The organism is Pseudoalteromonas amylolytica, assembly GCF_001854605.1.
Taxonomy (GTDB): Bacteria; Pseudomonadota; Gammaproteobacteria; order Enterobacterales; family Alteromonadaceae; genus Pseudoalteromonas; species Pseudoalteromonas amylolytica.
Genome location: NZ_MKJU01000022.1, coordinates 62,053 through 80,777 on the forward strand (window position 1 = coordinate 62,053; position 18,725 = coordinate 80,777).

20 protein-coding genes and 1 tRNA gene are annotated in these 18,725 nt (G+C 44.1%); 14 read left to right on the forward strand and 7 right to left on the reverse strand.

Annotated features, from left to right (window positions below; genetic code table 11):
* The first annotated feature begins 3 nt into the window (after nt 1-3).
* Nucleotides 4-1,251: a glutamate-5-semialdehyde dehydrogenase gene (locus tag BET10_RS04665; protein WP_070983782.1), complete on the forward strand. Its 1,248-nt coding sequence runs from the start codon at nt 4-6 to the stop codon at nt 1,249-1,251.
* Between the two features lie 149 nt (nt 1,252-1,400).
* Here BET10_RS04665 and BET10_RS04670 read toward each other — a convergent pair.
* Nucleotides 1,401-1,476 (reverse strand) — tRNA-Ala (locus tag BET10_RS04670).
* A gap of 134 nt (nt 1,477-1,610) precedes the next feature.
* Here BET10_RS04670 and BET10_RS04675 point away from each other — a divergent pair.
* Entirely contained in the window at nt 1,611-2,015 is a 405-nt protein-coding gene (locus BET10_RS04675; protein WP_070983783.1) for a hypothetical protein, read from the forward strand.
* The gene (locus tag BET10_RS04680) at nt 2,012-2,515 is read left to right on the forward strand and encodes a prolyl-tRNA synthetase associated domain-containing protein (protein ID WP_070983784.1); all 504 of its coding nucleotides are present in this window, start codon (nt 2,012-2,014) and stop codon (nt 2,513-2,515) included. Before BET10_RS04675 ends, BET10_RS04680 begins: the two co-directional genes overlap by 4 nt.
* Here BET10_RS04680 and BET10_RS04685 read toward each other — a convergent pair.
* Nucleotides 2,488-3,627 carry an MFS transporter gene (locus BET10_RS04685; protein ID WP_070983785.1) on the reverse strand — a complete coding sequence of 380 codons (1,140 nt, stop codon included), beginning with the start codon at nt 3,625-3,627 and terminating at the stop codon, nt 2,488-2,490. The two genes, BET10_RS04680 and BET10_RS04685, sit on opposite strands and share 28 nt — an antisense overlap.
* Nucleotides 3,628-3,863: 236 nt before the next feature.
* Between BET10_RS04685 and BET10_RS04690 the strand changes: the two genes are divergently transcribed.
* The 4 genes from BET10_RS04690 to BET10_RS04705 all read left to right on the forward strand — a co-directional run bounded on the left by BET10_RS04690 (nt 3,864) and on the right by BET10_RS04705 (nt 6,908).
* The gene (locus tag BET10_RS04690; RefSeq protein WP_070983786.1) at nt 3,864-4,406 is read left to right on the forward strand and encodes a DUF2058 domain-containing protein; all 543 of its coding nucleotides are present in this window, start codon (nt 3,864-3,866) and stop codon (nt 4,404-4,406) included.
* A gap of 107 nt (nt 4,407-4,513) precedes the next feature.
* Nucleotides 4,514-4,837: a c-type cytochrome gene (locus BET10_RS04695; protein WP_070983787.1), complete on the forward strand. Its 324-nt coding sequence runs from the start codon at nt 4,514-4,516 to the stop codon at nt 4,835-4,837.
* 118 nt (nt 4,838-4,955) lie between these two features.
* Entirely contained in the window at nt 4,956-5,723 is a 768-nt protein-coding gene (locus BET10_RS04700; protein ID WP_070983788.1) for a class II aldolase/adducin family protein, read from the forward strand.
* Between the two features lie 9 nt (nt 5,724-5,732).
* Nucleotides 5,733-6,908, forward strand: coding sequence for a mandelate racemase/muconate lactonizing enzyme family protein (locus BET10_RS04705; RefSeq protein ID WP_070983789.1), 1,176 nt, complete (start codon nt 5,733-5,735; stop codon nt 6,906-6,908).
* 122 nt (nt 6,909-7,030) lie between these two features.
* Here the strand turns inward: BET10_RS04705 and BET10_RS04710 are convergent, their stop codons facing one another.
* The 3 genes from BET10_RS04710 to BET10_RS04720 all read right to left on the reverse strand — a co-directional run bounded on the left by BET10_RS04710 (nt 7,031) and on the right by BET10_RS04720 (nt 9,884).
* Nucleotides 7,031-8,662 (reverse strand): methyl-accepting chemotaxis protein, encoded by a 1,632-nt coding sequence (locus BET10_RS04710; protein WP_070983790.1) that lies wholly within the window; start codon nt 8,660-8,662, stop codon nt 7,031-7,033.
* A gap of 125 nt (nt 8,663-8,787) precedes the next feature.
* The gene (rsuA, locus tag BET10_RS04715) at nt 8,788-9,498 is read right to left on the reverse strand and encodes a 16S rRNA pseudouridine(516) synthase RsuA (protein ID WP_070983791.1); all 711 of its coding nucleotides are present in this window, start codon (nt 9,496-9,498) and stop codon (nt 8,788-8,790) included.
* Between the two features lie 56 nt (nt 9,499-9,554).
* Entirely contained in the window at nt 9,555-9,884 is a 330-nt protein-coding gene (locus BET10_RS04720) for a tautomerase family protein (protein WP_070983792.1), read from the reverse strand.
* Nucleotides 9,885-9,949: 65 nt separating this feature from the next.
* On the opposite strand from BET10_RS04720, the gene BET10_RS04725 reads away from it, so the two are divergent.
* The 6 genes from BET10_RS04725 to BET10_RS04750 all read left to right on the forward strand — a co-directional run bounded on the left by BET10_RS04725 (nt 9,950) and on the right by BET10_RS04750 (nt 14,946).
* A complete protein-coding gene (locus tag BET10_RS04725; RefSeq protein WP_070983793.1) occupies nt 9,950-10,420 on the forward strand; it encodes a CreA family protein in 471 nt (156 codons plus the stop codon).
* A 2-nt stretch (nt 10,421-10,422) separates the two neighbouring features.
* Nucleotides 10,423-11,208 carry a hypothetical protein gene (locus tag BET10_RS04730; protein WP_070983794.1) on the forward strand — a complete coding sequence of 262 codons (786 nt, stop codon included), beginning with the start codon at nt 10,423-10,425 and terminating at the stop codon, nt 11,206-11,208.
* Complete coding sequence (locus BET10_RS04735; RefSeq protein WP_070983795.1) at nt 11,201-11,827, forward strand: LysE family translocator; 627 nt, start codon at nt 11,201-11,203, stop codon at nt 11,825-11,827. Before BET10_RS04730 ends, BET10_RS04735 begins: the two co-directional genes overlap by 8 nt.
* Before the next feature lie 16 nt (nt 11,828-11,843).
* Entirely contained in the window at nt 11,844-12,368 is a 525-nt protein-coding gene (locus tag BET10_RS04740; RefSeq protein ID WP_070983796.1) for a gamma-glutamylcyclotransferase family protein, read from the forward strand.
* A 1-nt stretch (nt 12,369) separates the two neighbouring features.
* Nucleotides 12,370-13,959 carry a serine hydrolase gene (locus BET10_RS04745; RefSeq protein WP_083330441.1) on the forward strand — a complete coding sequence of 530 codons (1,590 nt, stop codon included), beginning with the start codon at nt 12,370-12,372 and terminating at the stop codon, nt 13,957-13,959.
* Nucleotides 13,960-14,028: 69 nt separating this feature from the next.
* Nucleotides 14,029-14,946: a histone deacetylase family protein gene (locus tag BET10_RS04750; protein WP_070983797.1), complete on the forward strand. Its 918-nt coding sequence runs from the start codon at nt 14,029-14,031 to the stop codon at nt 14,944-14,946.
* A gap of 7 nt (nt 14,947-14,953) precedes the next feature.
* Here BET10_RS04750 and BET10_RS04755 read toward each other — a convergent pair whose 3' ends face one another.
* Nucleotides 14,954-15,253 (reverse strand): hypothetical protein, encoded by a 300-nt coding sequence (locus BET10_RS04755; protein ID WP_070983798.1) that lies wholly within the window; start codon nt 15,251-15,253, stop codon nt 14,954-14,956.
* A gap of 77 nt (nt 15,254-15,330) precedes the next feature.
* Here BET10_RS04755 and BET10_RS04760 point away from each other — a divergent pair, with 77 nt between their 5' ends.
* On the forward strand, nt 15,331-17,847 hold the full coding sequence (locus tag BET10_RS04760) for an EAL domain-containing protein (protein WP_070984050.1): 2,517 nt from the start codon (nt 15,331-15,333) through the stop codon (nt 17,845-17,847).
* Here BET10_RS04760 and BET10_RS04765 read toward each other — a convergent pair.
* Nucleotides 17,823-18,635 carry a DUF2797 domain-containing protein gene (locus BET10_RS04765; RefSeq protein WP_070983799.1) on the reverse strand — a complete coding sequence of 271 codons (813 nt, stop codon included), beginning with the start codon at nt 18,633-18,635 and terminating at the stop codon, nt 17,823-17,825. The two genes, BET10_RS04760 and BET10_RS04765, sit on opposite strands and share 25 nt — an antisense overlap.
* Nucleotides 18,636-18,725 lie beyond the last annotated feature (90 nt).

Genomic DNA, 18,725 nt, shown 5'->3' on the forward strand with positions numbered 1-18,725 from the left:
CTCATGAGTTTAATTACAGAATTATCACAACAAGCAGCAAGTGCAGCAAAACAACTGGCACTTCTGAGCACTAAGCAAAAGAATGCGGTACTGACAGACATGGCAGCGGCACTCGTAGCTCAAAGCAGTGATATTTTAGCGGCGAATGAGCACGACTTGTCCTTAGCACGTGACAACCATTTACCTCCCGCAATGGTAGACCGGTTAACATTAACGCCGGAGCGTATCGCTGATATGGCGGAGGGTATTAAAACCATCGTAGAACTAGACGATCCAGTTGGTTTAACTCGCGATATGGGCGTGCGACCAAACGGAATAAAAATTAGCAAAATGCGCGTACCTCTTGGGGTTGTGTGTATGATCTACGAGGCGCGTCCAAATGTAACAGCAGATGCAGGCGCTTTATGCTTTAAATCTGGTAATGGTGTGATCCTTCGCGGCGGTAAAGAAGCGCTACAAAGCTCTCAAGCAATTGCTAAGGTAATGCACAATGTTTTAGAACAGCATGGCTTACCAAAAGCACTTATCACCGTTGTACCAGATCCAGACAGAGCACTGTTGATGGAATTGATGCAGCAAAAAGAATATATCGATTTGATCATTCCTCGCGGTGGTGAAGGGCTTATCAACTTTGTTACACAGAACAGTACGATTCCTGTGATCCAACACTTCAAAGGGGTGTGTCATTTGTATGTTGATGAAGACGCTGATCTTGATATTGCACTTAAGCTTGCATTGAATGGTAAAACACAGCGTACGGGAGTGTGTAACGCATTAGAGGGCATTGTGGTCCACAAAGCAGTTGCTTCGCAATTTTTACCACGTTTACAAAAGGCGTTTGCTCATAAACAAGTTGTTATTAACGCCGATAGCCAATCAGCCAAGTACTTTGACAACGCAAATATCATTGCTGACGACCAGTTTGGTGAAGAGTACCTAAGCTTAGAAGTTGCAGTACGAATTGTTGAAGATTTTGCGGGTGCTATCGAACATATCGATCGTTTTGGTAGTCATCATACCGAGGTGATCTGTACGCAAGATAGTAATAAGGCGGAACTATTCCAGCGCAGCGTCGATGCATCTGTGGTGATGGTGAATGCTTCGTCACGTTTCTCGGATGGTTCACAGCTGGGTCTCGGTGCTGAAATTGGTATTGCGACAACTAAATTGCACGCTTACGGTCCAATGGGACTTGAGTCTTTAACGACAGAAAAGTTTCTAGTAACTGGCGAAGGTCAGGTAAGAGAATAATAGATATATAAAGAAAAATCTTAAAGCGGGCTAATTGGCCCGTTTTTTTATGCAAAAACGCGAGACTTAACAAAGATTAAAAGTGATAAAACTGAACAATCAGACCTATGTAATCATTGCAATGGAGTTTAGACAAGGAAGGCGGAAAGTGGTGGAGCTAAGCAGGATCGAACTGCTGACCTCCTGCGTGCAAGGCAGGCGCTCTCCCAGCTGAGCTATAGCCCCACATTCCGTTTCGAACGCTGCGAAATTTAAAACTTTTTGCATAACTCGTCAAGTCTTTATCCTGAAATTTTTTTCACATTTTTGTAAGTTGCTTTGATAGACTAAGCGAAAAGACTACCAAGATAGAATATTTGATGTTTCAAAAGAATGTACGTCTACTATTATCCAGTTTATGTTTTATTGTATTAGCTGGATGTGCCTCTGCACCTGAGCCAGTTGAATTTCAAATAGCAGAACAAACACTTCATACCAAGCAATCCGAGTCGGGAGATTTGCTTTTCGTATATATTGTTACTGTAGAACCAACGCCTATTATGAAAGTGAGCAGTCATAAACCGATGAGCCGTACCGAGCTAAAAAAGTACGCTGAACATCAACGAGTTGAGGACTCACCAGAACTGAAATTACAATTAGAAGAGCGCGCAGTGCAACTTTTAGATACGGCGCTTGCGCAGCGTAATTATTGTCAAACCGGTCACAAAGTAAACCGTGTTTATTGGCGCCAGCGCAGTGTTCAGCTTAGAGGTATGTGTTTGTGAGCGCTTTATTAGAAAGTGATCTTGCAAGGGCTCTACAAGCGCTAAATATTGAACCTGTTCAATATGAACATGCGGCACTGCACACCTGTGATGATGCGGATAGGCTACAACTTGAGCGCCAAGGAACAAGGATTAAAAACCTGTTTTTAAGAGACAATTATGGGCGTCGCCATATATTGTTATTGCTACAAGCTCATCTAAAGGTTGACCTAAAAGCTCTGTCTACGCAACAAGGTCTTTCTCGTCTGGGCTTTGCATCTGATCAACGTTTGGAAAAGTATCTAAAAATTCGTCCTGGATGTGTGTCAGCGCTGGCATTGTTCAACGATAATGAACACCATGTAGAGCTCTGGGTTGACAGTGGACTTTGGGATGCGCAATTGTGGCAGTGTCACCCGCTTGATAACCGCAAAACTTGGGTGCTATCTAAACGCCAACTTCTTCAGTTTTGGCAGCATACCGGGCATCAGCCTCATGTCATTGATGTGCCTTGTCTATAGGTCATATAGGACAGTAGTAAACCCGTTGCGCAAACGAGCAGCAGGGAAAACAAAAAGGCATGGTAGCCATAGTTTTGTAAAACGAGACCCGGTAAAAAAGACCCTAATGCGCCACCACTATAATAAAATGAGACGTAGGCGCCATTGGTTACGGTGGGCGGGGCATCGCTTATCTTATTTGCCAACGGAGCCGCACTGGCATGGATCATAAACATACAGGCGCAGAACAGCGTAAATGTTACCAAGAATACACTCAAAAATGGCATTTGCATGGCCACAAGTGTCATACAGTACATCGCAAATAAGGTGCTCAGCCACCGCCAAGAGTTGTTGAAATACTGATTAAGGCGCGGTGTGGCCATTGAAATAACCGCCCCTATCAGATAGCCGCTATATACCCAGCCAATAGTTTTACTGTCGGTTATATCGAACATGTCTTGAAGAATGAAAGGCAGGTAATTCATTAATGCTGCGAAGCAGAAAAACATGCAAAAAACGCAGCCAAATAAGCGTACGATTAACCGGTTATGTAAAGGTTTTAGATAAGCTTTTGGAGACGCAGGCGCCTGCTCTGGACGTTGACAGCGCTGAGGTTTGATGCACAAAGCTAAAACGAATAATGAAAACGCAAATAAATAGTAGAAGCTCTGCCATGAAAACCAACTGGCAAAGTTTGCTGCCAATACTCGCCCTAAATACCCTCCCAGAATTGTACTGCCAATATAGCGCGTCATATTTTGTTGTAGCTGCATGCCGCTGTACTGTTGGCCAATAAACCCTGTCATGGCCGTGAGGGCTGCGGGCAGTGTTAGCCCTTGGACAAACCTAAGCGCAAGCAGTAACTCAAAACTGGGTGCAAGGGTAAACAAAACACTGGTAAGTGCTAGTATCAGCATGGCCTTTTTAAGGATATCAAGCGGGTTCTTGCGGGCAAACAATAGGCCATAAAAAATAGGTGCGATAGCTAAAGGCACCATAGTGATAGACATAAGTACGCCGCTAGTGGCTGGAGAGACGGAAAAAGATTGTGCAAAAATTGCCAGCAGTGGCTGTGGTGCATAAAGCACAAAAAATATAAAAACACAGGAGATAAGCAGCTGTATTAAAGGCATTAAGGTTCCAAAACGTGGGTTGCACAGTCCGTCTCCATTATGCGTGGATTTGTATTAATTGAACAGTTTTGGATCAGTTAGTTAGTATTTCTTTGCGGTAAATCATATAAGTAAAACCAGTGCTTTGCTAAGGTAGCTTGTAAAGGTAAAAAAATCCGTTATTACAAGTTTTGTATATGGTCAAAAAAAACCACTGCGTTAAAATATGACAATTCGTATTTCATGGAGCATGCACAATGGGTTCTTTACAAGAGCAGCTACTAAAGGCAGGGTTAACGACAGAGCATAAAGCAAAGGTTGCTAAGTCGGAAAAGCGTAAAGCACAGAAGAAGAAAAAGAAAAAAGGTGCAACCAGTGATCCGAGTGATCTGCAAAAGCATATTGCTCAAACAAAACTTGAGCAACAACAAAAAGCTGAAGAGCTAAACAAGGCGAAGCAGGCTGAGCTAAAAGAGCGCGAGCAAATCGCACGCGTTAAGCAGATACTTGAACACCACAATCAGGATTCGATACGTGGCGAGGTTACCTTTAACTTTACCTATGAAAATAAGGTTAAAGAGTTGGATGTGAATGAGCAGACTAAACAAGCCTTGTCTAAGGGGCGTTTGGCTATTTGTGTGCTTGAAGGTCAGTTCTACGTGCTCCAAGATGAGCCCGCGCGGAAGATTGCTGAGGTGGATGAAAAGTACATTGTTTTCCATGTGGAAGATGATAGTAACGGACCTGATGAGGACGATCCGTATGCAGCTTACGAGGTTCCAGACGATTTAATTTGGTAACCGTTTTTACTCATCATAGGTCTACTAATTAGCAACTAATGTGTAGCGCTGACAAATGGTCTACACTGTAAAGGAATTATCCGTTAATTAATAAAAAGAGTAATGTTATGAGTAAGATAAAAAAATTAATATGTGGGGTTGGGTTGTCTGTGGCTGCGCTAGGTGCCAATGTGGTGCTGGCAGAGGATGGCAAAGCATTATATACCGCTAAAATGTGTCAAACTTGTCATGGTGCAGAGGGCAAAGCCCCAATCATGCCAATGTATCCAAAAGTTGCGGGTCAGAGTAAAGAGTACTTACTAGCCCAGATGAAAGACATTAAGTCAGGTGCTCGCAGTAATGGTATGTCGGCGGCGATGAAAGCCATGGTTGCGAATGTATCAGATGCGGAATTAGAAGCTATCGCTGAGTATTTATCGCAAGTTAAATAAGCATCTTCCACATGTTTTGCAAAAGCCACCGCTTGTCGGTGGTTTTTATTATGTTGAACAAATGCCCAGAGTCATTTAGACTTCTATACATCTATTTGGGCGTATTTGAGGACCCTCTATGTTTGAACTACCTAAACTCAACCTCAAAGGTAAAGTATCTGAGCAAGAATGGCAGTTAAGAGTTGATTTAGCTGCTTGTTACCGTTTGGTTGAGCACATGAGGTGGGGGGATTTGATTTATACCCATATGTCGGCGCGTTTACCGGGAACTGATCAGTATTTAGTAAATGCATTTGGTTTGAGCTTTGATGAAGTAACCGCGTCCAACTTAGTTAAGGTGGATTTGCAAGGTAATATTTTGGATGACACACCATTTAAAATAAACCCCGCGGGTTTTACCATTCACAGCGCAATCCATGAAGTAAGAGAAGATGCTCACTGCGTGATCCATTTACATACTAAAGAGACCGTGGCAGTTGCCAGCCTAGAATGCGGATTGCTGCCATTAAGCCAGCACTCAATGTTCTCACTGCCTTCGCTGTCTTATCATGGCTATGAAGGCTTAGCGGTAAATGATGATGAGCGTAAACGACTTCAGGATGATTTGGGCAATACCAACCATATGTTGTTGGTAAATCATGGCGGATTAACGGTTGGTCCAACGGTTGGCGATGCCTTTATGCGTTTTTATGACTTGCAGCGAGCGTGTGAGATTCAAGTGGCTATCCAGTCAACTGGCCAACGCGCTGTGCCAGTTCCTCAGCCCATAATAGATAATATTTATAATCAAGCTAATGTTGTTCACAGCGGCAGCACAGGCGGGCAACTCGCATGGCCTGCCATGCTCAGAAAAGCATACCGCTTAGACCCAGGCTTTGCACAATAGGAATCTGCAATGAAAGTTAATCGCGTCGAAGTATTTGATATTCACTGTCTTGATAGACCAGCATGGACCCCTGTATTTGTAAGAATTCACACCGATGAAGGTATCACTGGCGTAGGTGAGGCCGGTCTGGCATATGATTTAGGACACAGCGCTGCGGCCAGCATGATCAAAGAAATGGCTGAAGCATTTTTGATTGGTCATGACCCATTTCAAACGGAGTTACTCTGGTCACGTATGTTGCGTGAGAGCTTTTGGGGACTCGGTGGTGGGCCGGTGGTTTACGCTGCCATGAGTGCAATTGATACCGCACTTTGGGACATCAAGGGCAAGGCGCTGAACTTGCCTGTTTATCAATTACTCGGTGGTAAGGTGAACCCAGAGCTTAGAACCTATGCATCACAGTTACAATTTGATTGGGACAAAGAATTTAAAGCCTTGGTTGAACCGCAGGAATATGCCGAAGCTGCACTTAAAGCTATTGCTGAGGGATATGATGCCGTTAAGGTAGACCCAATTCAGTATGATAAATATGGTAATACCTACTACGATCGCACTAAGATCATCTCTCGTGCCGAAATGAAACTTTATCGCGCACGTATGCAAGCTATTCGTGAAGCGGTAGGGGATGAAGTTGACATTATATTTGAGTGTCATAGTTTACCGGGGGCGACTTCAGCTATCCAAATTGGCGAAATTGCAGAAGAATTCGATTGTATGTATTACGAGGAGCCAGTGAATTATCTAAACCATTCGCTACATGCTAAGGTTGCCGACAAAGTCGCGGTGCCCATTGCAGGCGGTGAGCGTTTGTATAATCGCTGGGGCGTGCGTCCGTATTTAGAAGACCAGAGCATTGACGTGCTTCAACCTGATATTGGCTTATGTGGTGGTTTTACTGAAACCAAAAAAGTGTGTGATTACGCAGATATTTTTGATGTTCGTATTCAGGCGCATGTTTGTGGTGGTCCGGTTGCTACCGCAGCGTCACTACATCTTGAAACGGCAATCCCGAACTTTTTAATTCACGAACATCACACTTATGCGATCAAAAAGTGGAACCGTGAACTGTGTATTCAAGATCCTCAGCCTAAGAATGGGGTGTTTAAGGTATCTGAGGAACCAGGTATCGGCATTGAGCTCAACGACGAAGTGGTGATGCGTTCACAGCGTGTAGAAATCAAATAAATGACAAAAGAGTAGTGGAGTCGTAATACGGACGAAGCTACTTTTTTGTTAAACATAAAAAAGGACCTGACGGTCCTTTTTAGTTACAAGGTATACAAATGTATGCTTTACATCAATGTAGGTTAACAGCTGAACTTGGCGATTTCTGACTCCAAATTCACGGTTAACTCTTTGATACTGTCGGTAGCGTGATGGGCTTTTTCAGACACATGAGCGGTTTGTGAGGCTGTGTCTGAAATGGTCACCACACGGCGCGCGGTGTCTTCTCCGGCCTCTAGTTGTTCTTTTGCTGCATGGGCAATTTGGTGACTCATTTGCGAGATCTCACCTAAAGAGTTGGCAACTTTACGCAACTCTTCCCCTGCTTCTTTAGACATACTGACGGTTTTCTCACTAGTATGAATAGACACTGTGACCGATGATTTAGCCTCCTGCGTGGCCGATTGCAGCTTGCCAATCATGGTATGGATTTCTTCAGTGCTGGTTTGGGTACGTTGAGCAAGTTGTCGAACCTCATCTGCAACAACAGCAAAGCCTCGGCCTTGTTCGCCAGCTCGAGCCGCTTCTATGGCAGCATTAAGTGCCAGCAAGTTCGTTTGCTCAGCAATGCTTTGGATCACACTCAATACATTGGCGATATTGGCCACTTCTTCATCTAAGGTTTGGATATTATTACCAGCGCTGTCAATTTGCTGCTCCAATAAAGCGATGGTTTTTGCTGCCTCAGTTGTCAGTTTATCGGCGTTTTGGCCCTGACGTTCTGCTTCTTGTACGGAGTTGGCGGTTTGCTCGGCATGTTCAACAACCGTTTGCGCGGATGCTGTTAGCTCGGTGATGGCTGAGGCGACCATTTGTGTTTCGCTGCTCAGGCTACGCGTAAGTTGCTCTAATTCGTTGGAACGTTTTTCGCCATCGTTGCTTTGCGCTTTAAGCGCGTCACTGACCGTAGCGATTCCACCAACCACGCCTTGTAAGCCTTTTTGCATATAGCTCATAGCGGCAATGATACTGTCTTCTTTGGCGGCACTGGTGTTGATCGGTGAGCTCAGGTTACCGCGAGATACTTGTTTAACGATGGTCAGTACATCATCTAATTCACCACCGAGCTTATTCGAAAGACCTAGACCAAATTTTGCCAAGGCAAAAGTCAGTGCCACCGCGATCAATAGTGATAGAGTTAATAGCCAGCGAGCTGTAGCCCAGTAACGTTCATCGGTCTCTTTGGCGCTGATCCCTGTACCTACATACCAGCCAAAAACAGGCGTCTTTTGTACCACAGAGGTTAGGTCTACGATTTCGCCTTCACGAACTGAATCCCACTCATAAGTGATAATTTGATTGGTTTTATTGCCAACTAAACGCTCTACCATTCGACCAATACTATTGCCTTTAGCATCTTTGAAGTCGTTAAAACTGGTGCCGTGTAATTGTGGGTCGTGTGGGGTGGCAACAAAATCTAGCTGGTCGTCGACCACATACACGTACTCAGAGTCATGATATTTATTTTCCCTGAGCATCTTAGTGGCGAGCTTTTTAGCCTGTTCTTCATTCAGGGCGCCGGATTGTACATATCCTTCAAATTGCTCAACAATGTTTACCGTGCTCTTCATCAGTTGGTTGATACGCGCAATGTTGTCAGATTCACTGGCATGGCGTAACGCTTGTAATCCTAAGATGGCGACTAGCAAAAGTGAGAGGAAAATAGCCGCTGCGAAAAGTATTATTTTAATTCTTAATGTTAAACCTGATAGCACAATACGCCCCTTTCAGATAATAGAATATTATTATCTACCATGTTTAATGAAATCATGTAAGTAACATATAGTGTATTTCGATAGAAATAGAGATGATATTTCCTCATAATGATGAGGAAATATCATTATTTTGCATTGATTATGTCGACTTCTTGGTCGGTCAGTTGACGGTACTCGCCACTGGCTAGGTTGGCGTCAAGCTCAATATCGGCTATTTTTTCACGATGTAGTTCAACGACTTTGTTGCCTACGGCTGCAAGCATCCGCTTCACCTGATGGTATTTACCTTCGCAGATTGACAATCGCAAACTGTAGCTAGCAAGTTGTTCGGCCATCGCAGGTAATGTGGGTTGTTTTTCATTGTGAAGCTGCACGCCTTCTCTCAATCGTTGCAATGTTTCTTCGGTTATAGGCTCTTGCGTTTCAACAAGATAGGTTTTGTATTTTTGCTTTTTGGGAGACGTAATTTGATGCGACCAGTCACCATCGTTGGTCAGTAGCACTAAACCTGTGGTGTCGATGTCTAAACGCCCAGCAACATGAAAATCTTTTAAGTTAGGCTCATCAAGTAATTCAAATACTGTTGGATGCATTTCATCACTATTTGCACAGACGTAGCCCACCGGCTTGTTGAGCATAAAGTAACGCTTACCAAGATATTGTAATGACTTACCCTGCCAAGTAACTTGATCATTTTGTGTAACCGAATAATCAAATTTCGTGATTACTTCACCGTTTACCGTTACATAACGTTTTTTAATACCTGCTTTGACTTTAGTTCGTGGTAACTCGGCCAGATGGCTCAAAAATTTATCCAGTCGGCAAGGAAATTTCATAATACTTTGTCTGTAAATTAAATAGGTTGATAGTATACGTGATCGTAGGGTTTTAATCAGTTCTTTCGGTAGATAGACGGGAGTAAATCATATGGATGTACACTCAGTAGCCAGTTTGTATCAAACATAGTTTGCAGTACTTCCAGCAGTGCGTTACTCAATAATTGCTTTTGTGCTTCGCTGCGACCCTCTATGAGATGTGCGTGAATGTGCACAAAACCGATTTTTCCTTCTGCCAGTTTATAATAGTCGGTGCTCTGGGTGCGCGTTTTTAATGTTGTGGGGTCAAATAAAGCAGTACTTTGTGTTGCGAGGTGGACCGCTTCGACCAATTGTTGTGCAGGTATAGGCAAGTTATTAGAGTGTTCAATGATAAGGTGTGGCATGATGACTTATTGCTTCAAGTATGAGTAAATGGGCCTATGTTAGGTGATTTATAGGGAAACACCAGATGTATAAACAAAAAATTTGGTTGATGTTGGCGGGCGCGATGACACTGTTTGGATGTAGCGATGATGCGGCGAAAGTTAGCCTTGGGCTATTCACCACCAAAGATGTCGTCGTCTCTGCACAACAAGATCCGATCGTTACGGGCGTTACATGTCATATCAGCCATGTAGAGGCGAATTTAGATTTTTCAGACCCCTCTGATATGTCGATAGCATGTCGACAGACCGGTGAGATCACAGCCGAGCAGATGCAACAAATCGATTTATCAAAAGATGGTGAAGTGGTGTTTAAAACATCCAAAAGCATTTTGTTTAAGTCTTTAAAAGTTCGTCGTATTTATGATGCTAAAGCCCGCACTTTATTGTATTTATCATATTCAACGAAAGAAACCAGCGGCAGTCACCATCATGCGCTCTCCACCGTGCCTTTATATAACACTCAAGCATGGCAGTGGGCCACAGAGACAGAGTAATTATGTTAGCGTTATTTAAATCAAAACCCTTGTTAAGTGATGGTGAAGTGGCATGGCTTGTCGATACATTTGCGTGGGCCTGTGAAAACTTTGACGGGCAACATTTTTTATCACAAACAAAGATAATTGAGCCGACAGGGCAGTATTTCCCCGATCAGGTATCCAGTGTTGAACAGATGGCACAAACAGTATTCGCTCGTGTGCGTGACTATGCGGGTATGCAAGCTTGGCCATTACAATTGGTAAACCCCGCACATTTACCGGCGCAGCAAAGCATTCCGGCATTTAGCTTCAGTGGTATATCAAGGGGTGAAACAGCGGAGATAGCAGTCGCGCCTTCACAGCCAGTGCTGTTGTCTTATAACCCCAATCAAATAAACCAGCCACAGGATTTAGTTGCAAGCTTTGCAGGAACACTGGCAACAATCGCTATCTACCAAAAAGGCGTATTACCCCCAGGTGGCGAAGCACAAATTGCCGCGGCAAGTGATGCTTTGGCCTGTTTTATGGGGTTTGGTGTGATGATGAGTAACACCGTGTACCAGTTCAAAGGTGGTTGCGGTTCTTGTTACAACCCGTATGCAAACCGACAAGCAGCATTAAGTGAAGAACAAACGGTGTTTATGCATGCCTTGATATGCTACTTCAAACCTGAAGTCGACGGCAAAAAGCATTTAAAACCGCATCTTAAAAGTGTTTACAAAAAGGCACATAAACAGATCCAAGAATACATAAAAGGCACTCCTAACCCATTACTGTTAATGCTCAAGGAGCAAAGCGGTGCTTGAATACGTAGATGAATTTTTATTGATAGCACTGGCGCACTTTTTTGCGGTAGCCAGCCCAGGCCCTGATTTTGCGATTGTTTTAAAACAGAGTATTCAGCGAGGCAGAGCCAATGCTTTGTGGACCAGCGCGGGTGTTGCGCTAGGGATTTTGGTCCATGTTACCTATTGTTTGCTCGGCGTGGCTATCGTGTTATCTCAATCTCCTGCGATGTTTAATGTTTTGAAGTATGTTGCGGGCGCTTACTTGGCGTATATGGGTATACAAGCATTACGTGCTAAACCTGCTGGCGACACGCAAAGTGTAAAAGGTGTAGAACATCAAACCTCAGAACGTGCGATACAAGCGCTAAGAAGGGGCTTTTTGGTTAATGCCCTCAATCCCAAAGCTACGTTGTTCTTTCTATCTCTATTCACCTTGGTGATATCACCCACGACGCCAACAATGGTTCAGGCGTTTTATGGACTCTATATGGCATTGGCAACCTGGGTATGGTTTTCGTTTTTGGCGATAGTGCTGAGCCGTACTCAGGTCCGATCATTTTTTCAAAAAGCAGGTCATTGGTTTGACAGAGGGATAGGCGTTATTTTAATCGCACTGGCAGTGCGCGTGGTATTGTAAAAGGTTTTAAGTCGTTATGAGTAATAAGCCGCATATTAATTTTGCATTTGGTTCTAACTTATCAACCAAAAGATTGTTTGCTCGTCTTCCACAAGCTCGATGCCTTGGCGTTGCTAAACTGTATCAACATAGACTGACGTTCAATATGCTCAGTACTGATGGTTCAGCAAAATGTACCATTGAACCTACAAGCTACCGTGATGATGTTGTCATTGGCGTGCTATACGGGCTTGATGATGAAGAACTCGCCATGCTGGATGCCATTGAAGGAGAGCGTTACGACAGGGTGAGTATCGAAGTGGACTCGGCTCAGCATGGTTTGATAGAGGCATATTGTTACATCGCTAACACCTTTATTGAAGATCAGCTTCCTTTTGATTGGTATGTTCAGCATGTACTAAACGGTGCGCTGGAGCATACCTTCCCAAGCGAGTACGTCGCACTCATTGAGGCCCAAACTCATGTTACGGATCACTTCACCGAGCGCTCAGAACGAGAGTGGCAGTTACATCGCCCACTAAAGAAAACTAAAAAGGCATAGTATGAATTTGCATAACATGATTGGTGCGGGTCTTGCGCTGATATTAACCCTGCCATCGTTGGCTCAACAAACTGACTCCTCTACTGCGAAAAACGCTGTGAATGTGCAAGATGTAGATACAGCAGTACGCCAAGCAATGACACGTTTTAATATCCCAGGGCTTGCGATTGCGGTTGTTGAAAAAGGGCAAGTCGTGATGGCTAAAGGCTATGGTGTTAGGCACCTTACAACATCAGAGCCAGTTGATAAGCATACTCTGTTTGGTATTGCGTCAAATACCAAAGCTTTCACCAGTGCAGCGTTGGCGATGCTGGTGGATGAAGGCAAACTCAATTGGGATGATAAGGTGATAAAGCATCTGCCAGAATTTAGGATGTTTGACGCTTATGTGAGCGCTGAAATGGCCATTAGAGACCTGTTGAGTCATCGAAGTGGCTTAGGGTTGGGCGCGGGAGATTTAATGATCTGGCCTGATACCAACAAAACCACAGAGCAACTCATAGCAGGTATTGCTAACATAAAACCCAGCTCAAGTTTTCGCAGTGAGTATGCCTATAACAATCTAATGTTTGTGGTGGCAGGAGAAGTGGTCGCCAGAGTCAGTGGTATGAGCTGGCAAGATTTTGTTGAGCAGCGTATGTTCACCAAATTGGGGATGGATGATTCAAAAGCTGGTTTCTCGCGTATTAGCCCTGACAATCGTAATTGGGCGACAGGGCACATCCCGATGGATGGTCAGCTGAACCCTTTTTTCGTGAATTATTTGGAAGATTTTCGTGGCGCTGGAGCTATTGCCTCAAATGTTGATGATATGAGTCAGTGGTTATTAACGCAGCTGAATGCGGGCAAAACACCACAAGGCCAGCAGTTATTTAGTGCGCAGCAACAACTGCAAATGTGGCAGCCTCATATCATGCGAGAGGCAAAGGAAGAGAGTTTTACAACCCATCGCCAGCAATTTAGAGGTTATGGGTTAGGCTGGGCAATTGAGGACTACTTTGGGTATAAGAAACTGGGTCATGGTGGCGGAATTTTGGGTATGGTGTCTCAGGTTGCGCTACTTCCAGAGCGGCAGTTAGGAGTCGTGCTACTATCAAATCAGCAAGCATATCCAGCACTGACAGGTATCATCGATGAGGTGTTTGAAGATGCCCTAGGATTGCCTGAGATAGACCGAGTGGAGGTCGCCTTACAAAACTATGAGCAAGAAAAGGCCAACAACTATGCCACTGCGGGCATAAAACCACTCACAACTGTTCAAGCAAGTTTACCACTGAAGCATTACACCGGTACGTTAACAAGTGACTGGTATGGTGATGTGATTGTAAAGCAAGTAGGTGGTAATTTGATGATAGATTTTACTCATACCGATTTGCTTAAAGGTAAGCTTGAGCACTATAGCGGTAATACCTTTGTGGTGCGTTGGCAGGAACGATTACTTGAAGCGGATGCCTATATCCAGTTTAACATGAATAACTTTCAGCAAGTAGTGGGTGCTAACATGGAGTTTGTGAGTCCAGATGTAACCGACTTTAGTTTTGATTTTCACGATTTAGAACTAACCGCTTTGCCTGCTGCTGAGGCAGAGTAACACCAAAGTCTCACTGTGTATGGTGAATAAGCTTGTTACACTGCTTGAAACGAAGATAAAGAGAGTGTTATGCGTACCGCTGTGATCACACACCCACACTGTAGAAAGCACAAAATGCCAGATGAGCATCCCGAGTGTCCACAGCGTCTGGATGCCATTGCGGACAGGCTGCTGGCATCGGGGTTAGATATTGCGCTTCAGCAGCTACAAGCGCCCAAAGCGTCTATGCAGCAAGTTGCGTTGGTGCACGAGCAAGCGTTGATAGATAAAGTATGTGCAAGTATCCCAAGCGATAAAATCAATGCTTTTTGTGAAGATGTGTGGCTAGCGCCAGAGTCTTTACAAGCGATAGAGCGTGCGGTTGGCGCGGGCATTCTAGCGGTAGATCAAATTCTAGCGGGTGATTTGGACGCAGCATTTTGCAGTGTACGTCCTCCGGGTCATCATGCTAATCGAAGCCATTCATCAGGTTTTTGCGTGTTTAACAATTTGGCGATAGCCGTGGAGTATGCCAAAAGTTTAGGTGTTGAGCGGGTCGCAATTTTAGATATTGATGTGCACCACGGTAATGGGACGCAGGATATCTTTAAAACGCATGAAGACGTATTGTTTTGCTCGTTATTTCAATATCCTTTTTACCCTAACAGTGACATTGAAAACAATGAACATATCATCAACTCACCGTTGCCTTTGGCGAGCAAAGGAGAAGATTTACAAGCTTTGTTCACTCAGCAGTGGCTCCCAAGGCTCAGGGAGTTTAAGGCTGAGTTGATATTTATTAGTGCCGGATTTGATGCCCACTTGGAAGATGATATGGGCGGCCTGCAGTTTGTTGAGGCTGATTATCAGTGGCTCACAGAACAAATCGTGCAGCTGAGTAAAGAAACTCAAGCCAAAGGAATAATCTCATTTTTGGAAGGTGGGTATGCATTATCTGCTTTGGGTCGCAGCGCTGTGACACACATCAAGGCATTGGTCGAGGGGTAGTCTTTACTTACCCAGAACAAAGCAGTGAAAAGACTTGTTTAATATCTGTAAGTACGACCTTTTGCACACAACACTGGCCATCATCGAGCAGTGCTTGCTGAACTCTCCCTGTGAGTTGAGATAGCGTAGGCAGCTCTTTCTTATAACCTTGTAAATCATAACATTGACCATTGTCATACAGGCATAGCGCGTGCTGTGTTTGCGTATTGCTCAGATAAAATAGGGCGTGATTGAGTGTTTCTTCACAATCAATAAACTCAATACTTTCTTCTAAATAGAGCAAGAATGGGTAATATTTTATTGGCATTGTTTGTTCTCAATCAAAGTATAAAAGGTGTACAACATTATACTTCGTATTCAAGTCAAAATGCGAGGTTGTGCTTAATGGTCTCTGATAACCGTCAATTACAAATCAAAGATATTTTCTCTAATCAACTATTGTCATGCGATCAGCAAACGCCGCTTAGTGAGGCGGTAAAAATGATGCGCAAGCGCCGAGTAAGCTCTATTTTTGTTACTCAGCAACAGCAGATTGTAGGCATTTGGACGGAATCAGATTGTGTCAAACTTAACTTTAATGACCCTGATTTTGCTAAAGCACCCATCGGCACATCGATGACGTCGCCAGTGCATGATATCCAAGTTGATAAAACACTAAGTGAAGCTACGATAAAATTTCATCAGTTAGGGATCCGACACCTGCTGGTCAAAGACCAACAACAAGCGCCGGTTGGTGTGGTTTCGTTGTCTGACATTGTGCGCAACCAAGGGCTCGACCATTACTTGCATTTTCGCCCAATCGAAGATCACTACAACCGCAACGTGGTTATTTTGAAGGCCACTGATTGCGTGTCAAAGGTGATTGAAGTCATGCGGTTAAAGCGGGTGACAGCGGTGTTGGTATACAATCATGAGTTGGTAGAGTATGGCATCATTACACAGCGTGATATTGCCTATATGCTGCTTAATCCAGATTGGCGAATGCCATGCTGGCGGCTCGCTACATACCCAATGTTGCAAGTCAGTCCAAAGGACAGTTTGTTTGATGCATATCGCTTAATGACCTCAGAATCGATTCGCCACTTGGTCGTAAAAGAGCCATGTTCTGGTAAAGTCATTGGTCTGCTGCCGTTGAAAAATGTGCTGACTGAGATAGAAACAGCTTACTGTAGTGAGCTTGAAAAGGTATTGGTACAGCGCGACCTTGCCTTACAAAAATCAGAGAAAAACCTGTATTTGGCTAACCGTATTATCGATGCCTCTTTGGATGGCATTATGATCACCCGTGGGGATGGCGAAATTTTACAGATCAACCCTGCTTTTAGTGAGCTTACTGGGTATCAGGACTATGAAGTGATAGGCAAGAACCCTAGCATCTTGAGTTCTGGCCTTCATGATCAAGAGTATTATGACCAAATGTGGGCTGAGCTAAGAAAAAATGGTGTATGGCAGGGGGAGATCTGTAATCGTAAGAAAAGTGGAGAGATCTATGTCGAGTGGTTAACCATCATCGCAATTAATGAGCCTTATAGCGATGATGTGTTATACGCGGCAATTTTCAGTGATATTACCGAGCGTAAAAATGCAGAAGAGAAGATAGCTCGGCTTGCTTATTTTGATGAATTAACAGCCTTGCCTAATCGGCGTTTATTTTATGACAGGTTATCCATGGCGTTGGCCTCCGCGCACAGAGATAACCATAAACTTGCTGTGATGTTTATCGACCTTGACCGTTTCAAGGAAGTTAATGACAGTTTAGGTCACAGTGCTGGAGATGAATTGCTGGTGCAGGTGAGCGAGCGTATCAAGAGCCTGTTAAATGAGGGCGATACCTTAGCGCGTTTGGGGGGAGATGAGTTTGTGGTATTGCTTACTGAAGTAAAACATATCTCCGATGTGGCAAGTTTTGCCAACAAAGTACTGTCAAAGCTAAGCGTTGCGTTTGAACTCAATGAGCTAAACGTCACCACCACAGCTTCGCTCGGAGCCGCTGTTTACCCCGAAGACGGGCTAGACAGTGAAACTTTATTAAAACATGCGGATGTGGCGATGTATCGCTCCAAAGAAATTGGTCGCAATTCATTTCAATTATACAAAGCGTCTATGAATGCTCGCTCCTTGGAGCGTTTGTCTATGCTGAGCCGTTTTCAGTATGCGTTGGAGCATGATGAATTTGAGCTATATTTTCAGCCCCTACAATGTTTAGCTAGTGGCCGAATATCCAGCGTCGAGTGCTTGTTGCGCTGGAATGATCCTAATTTGGGAATGATCTCTCCCGTTCAATTTATTCCATTGGCAGAAGAATTGGGGCTTATCATTAAGTTGGACCAATGGGTGATCAATAAAGTCTGTGAGAGCATGGCGCTTTGGCGTCGTCAGGGCAGTGATATTAGACGGATTGCAATAAACGTATCGGCACAGCACTTATGTCAGGGAGATCTTGCAATCACGGTTGCTAATGCTTTGAATAAACACGGTTTAGATGGTCGTTTCATTGAGCTTGAATTAACGGAAAGTAGTTTTATCAGTAATTTACATGAGGCAAAAAGCGAGCTACAAAAACTTAAGAGCTTGGGGGTTGCCATTGCATTGGACGATTTTGGAACAGGGTATTCGGCGCTCAGTTATCTAACCAAGTTGCCAATCGATACGTTGAAAATTGACGCGAGTTTTGTGGCGAAGATCCCTGATGAATACGGCAACAGTGAAATTGTCAGTGCCATTATTGCGATGGCAAAAGCGCTTAATTTACAGGTCGTCGCTGAAGGTGTTGAAAAAAGTGAGCAGCGCCAGTTTTTACAAAAACTGGGCTGCAATATCATTCAAGGCTATTGGTTTTGCAAGCCGCTGTGCGCCGACGAATGGTTGCGCTTTTATCATGCGCAGAAAGTGACTTCGTAAGCGGTAAACTTGCGAATATTGATAACGCCAGTATCAAAAATCAGGTACTGGCCTTTGATGCCGAGTAACGTGCCCGTCACCTCAGGGTTTTTATCAAAGTTAAAGGAAGTAATTTTGCTCGGGAACTGTTCAACAGGGAAGCTTAAGTCCACAACTTCCTCATCTAAGCGCTCAATGGCTGTAGCGCCAAACAACTCGGCCAACTCATCAAGCTTGCTTTGAATTTGTGGGATTAACTCCTGAGCAGTTGCTTTTAAATCTACTTCATTGCTCACGCCTTTGAGCATATTGCGCCAATTGGTTTTGTCTGCGATAAATTCAGCCAAGGCCACTTCCACAAGACCTGATTGCAATCTGGTTTGGACTTTAAAAATAGGTAATGCCTGTGTGGCACCTTGATCTATCCAACGAGTAGGAATTTGGGTATGGCGTGTAATACCTACTTTTAGTCCTGATGTATTGGCAAGGTAAACATAGTGGGGGATCATGCAATTTTCTTCGCCCCATTGCGGCTCGCGACAGGTACCCTGATCAAAGTGGCACGTTTCAGGCTTCATAATACACATGTCGCAGCTTGCGAGCTTTTTCATGCATACAAAGCAATGGCCTTGTGAGTAACTTTTTTTGGTTTTCTTACCACAGTTGCAGCAGTAGATGTTGCCTGTGTGGGTCAGTGTTAGCTGTTTGCCAATATAGTCATTTAAATTGACTCGCTCATCGCCAATGGGAAGCTGATATTGAATTGGTTGGGTGAGCTGTGCTTTGAGCTTGCTTAAAGTGCCTTGCATCTTTACGCCCCTAAAGATGTTAAAAGGGCGATACTACCAAGCTGGTGAATAAGTCACAATGGTTAGACGAGTTTGTTAAAAAGAAGCGGG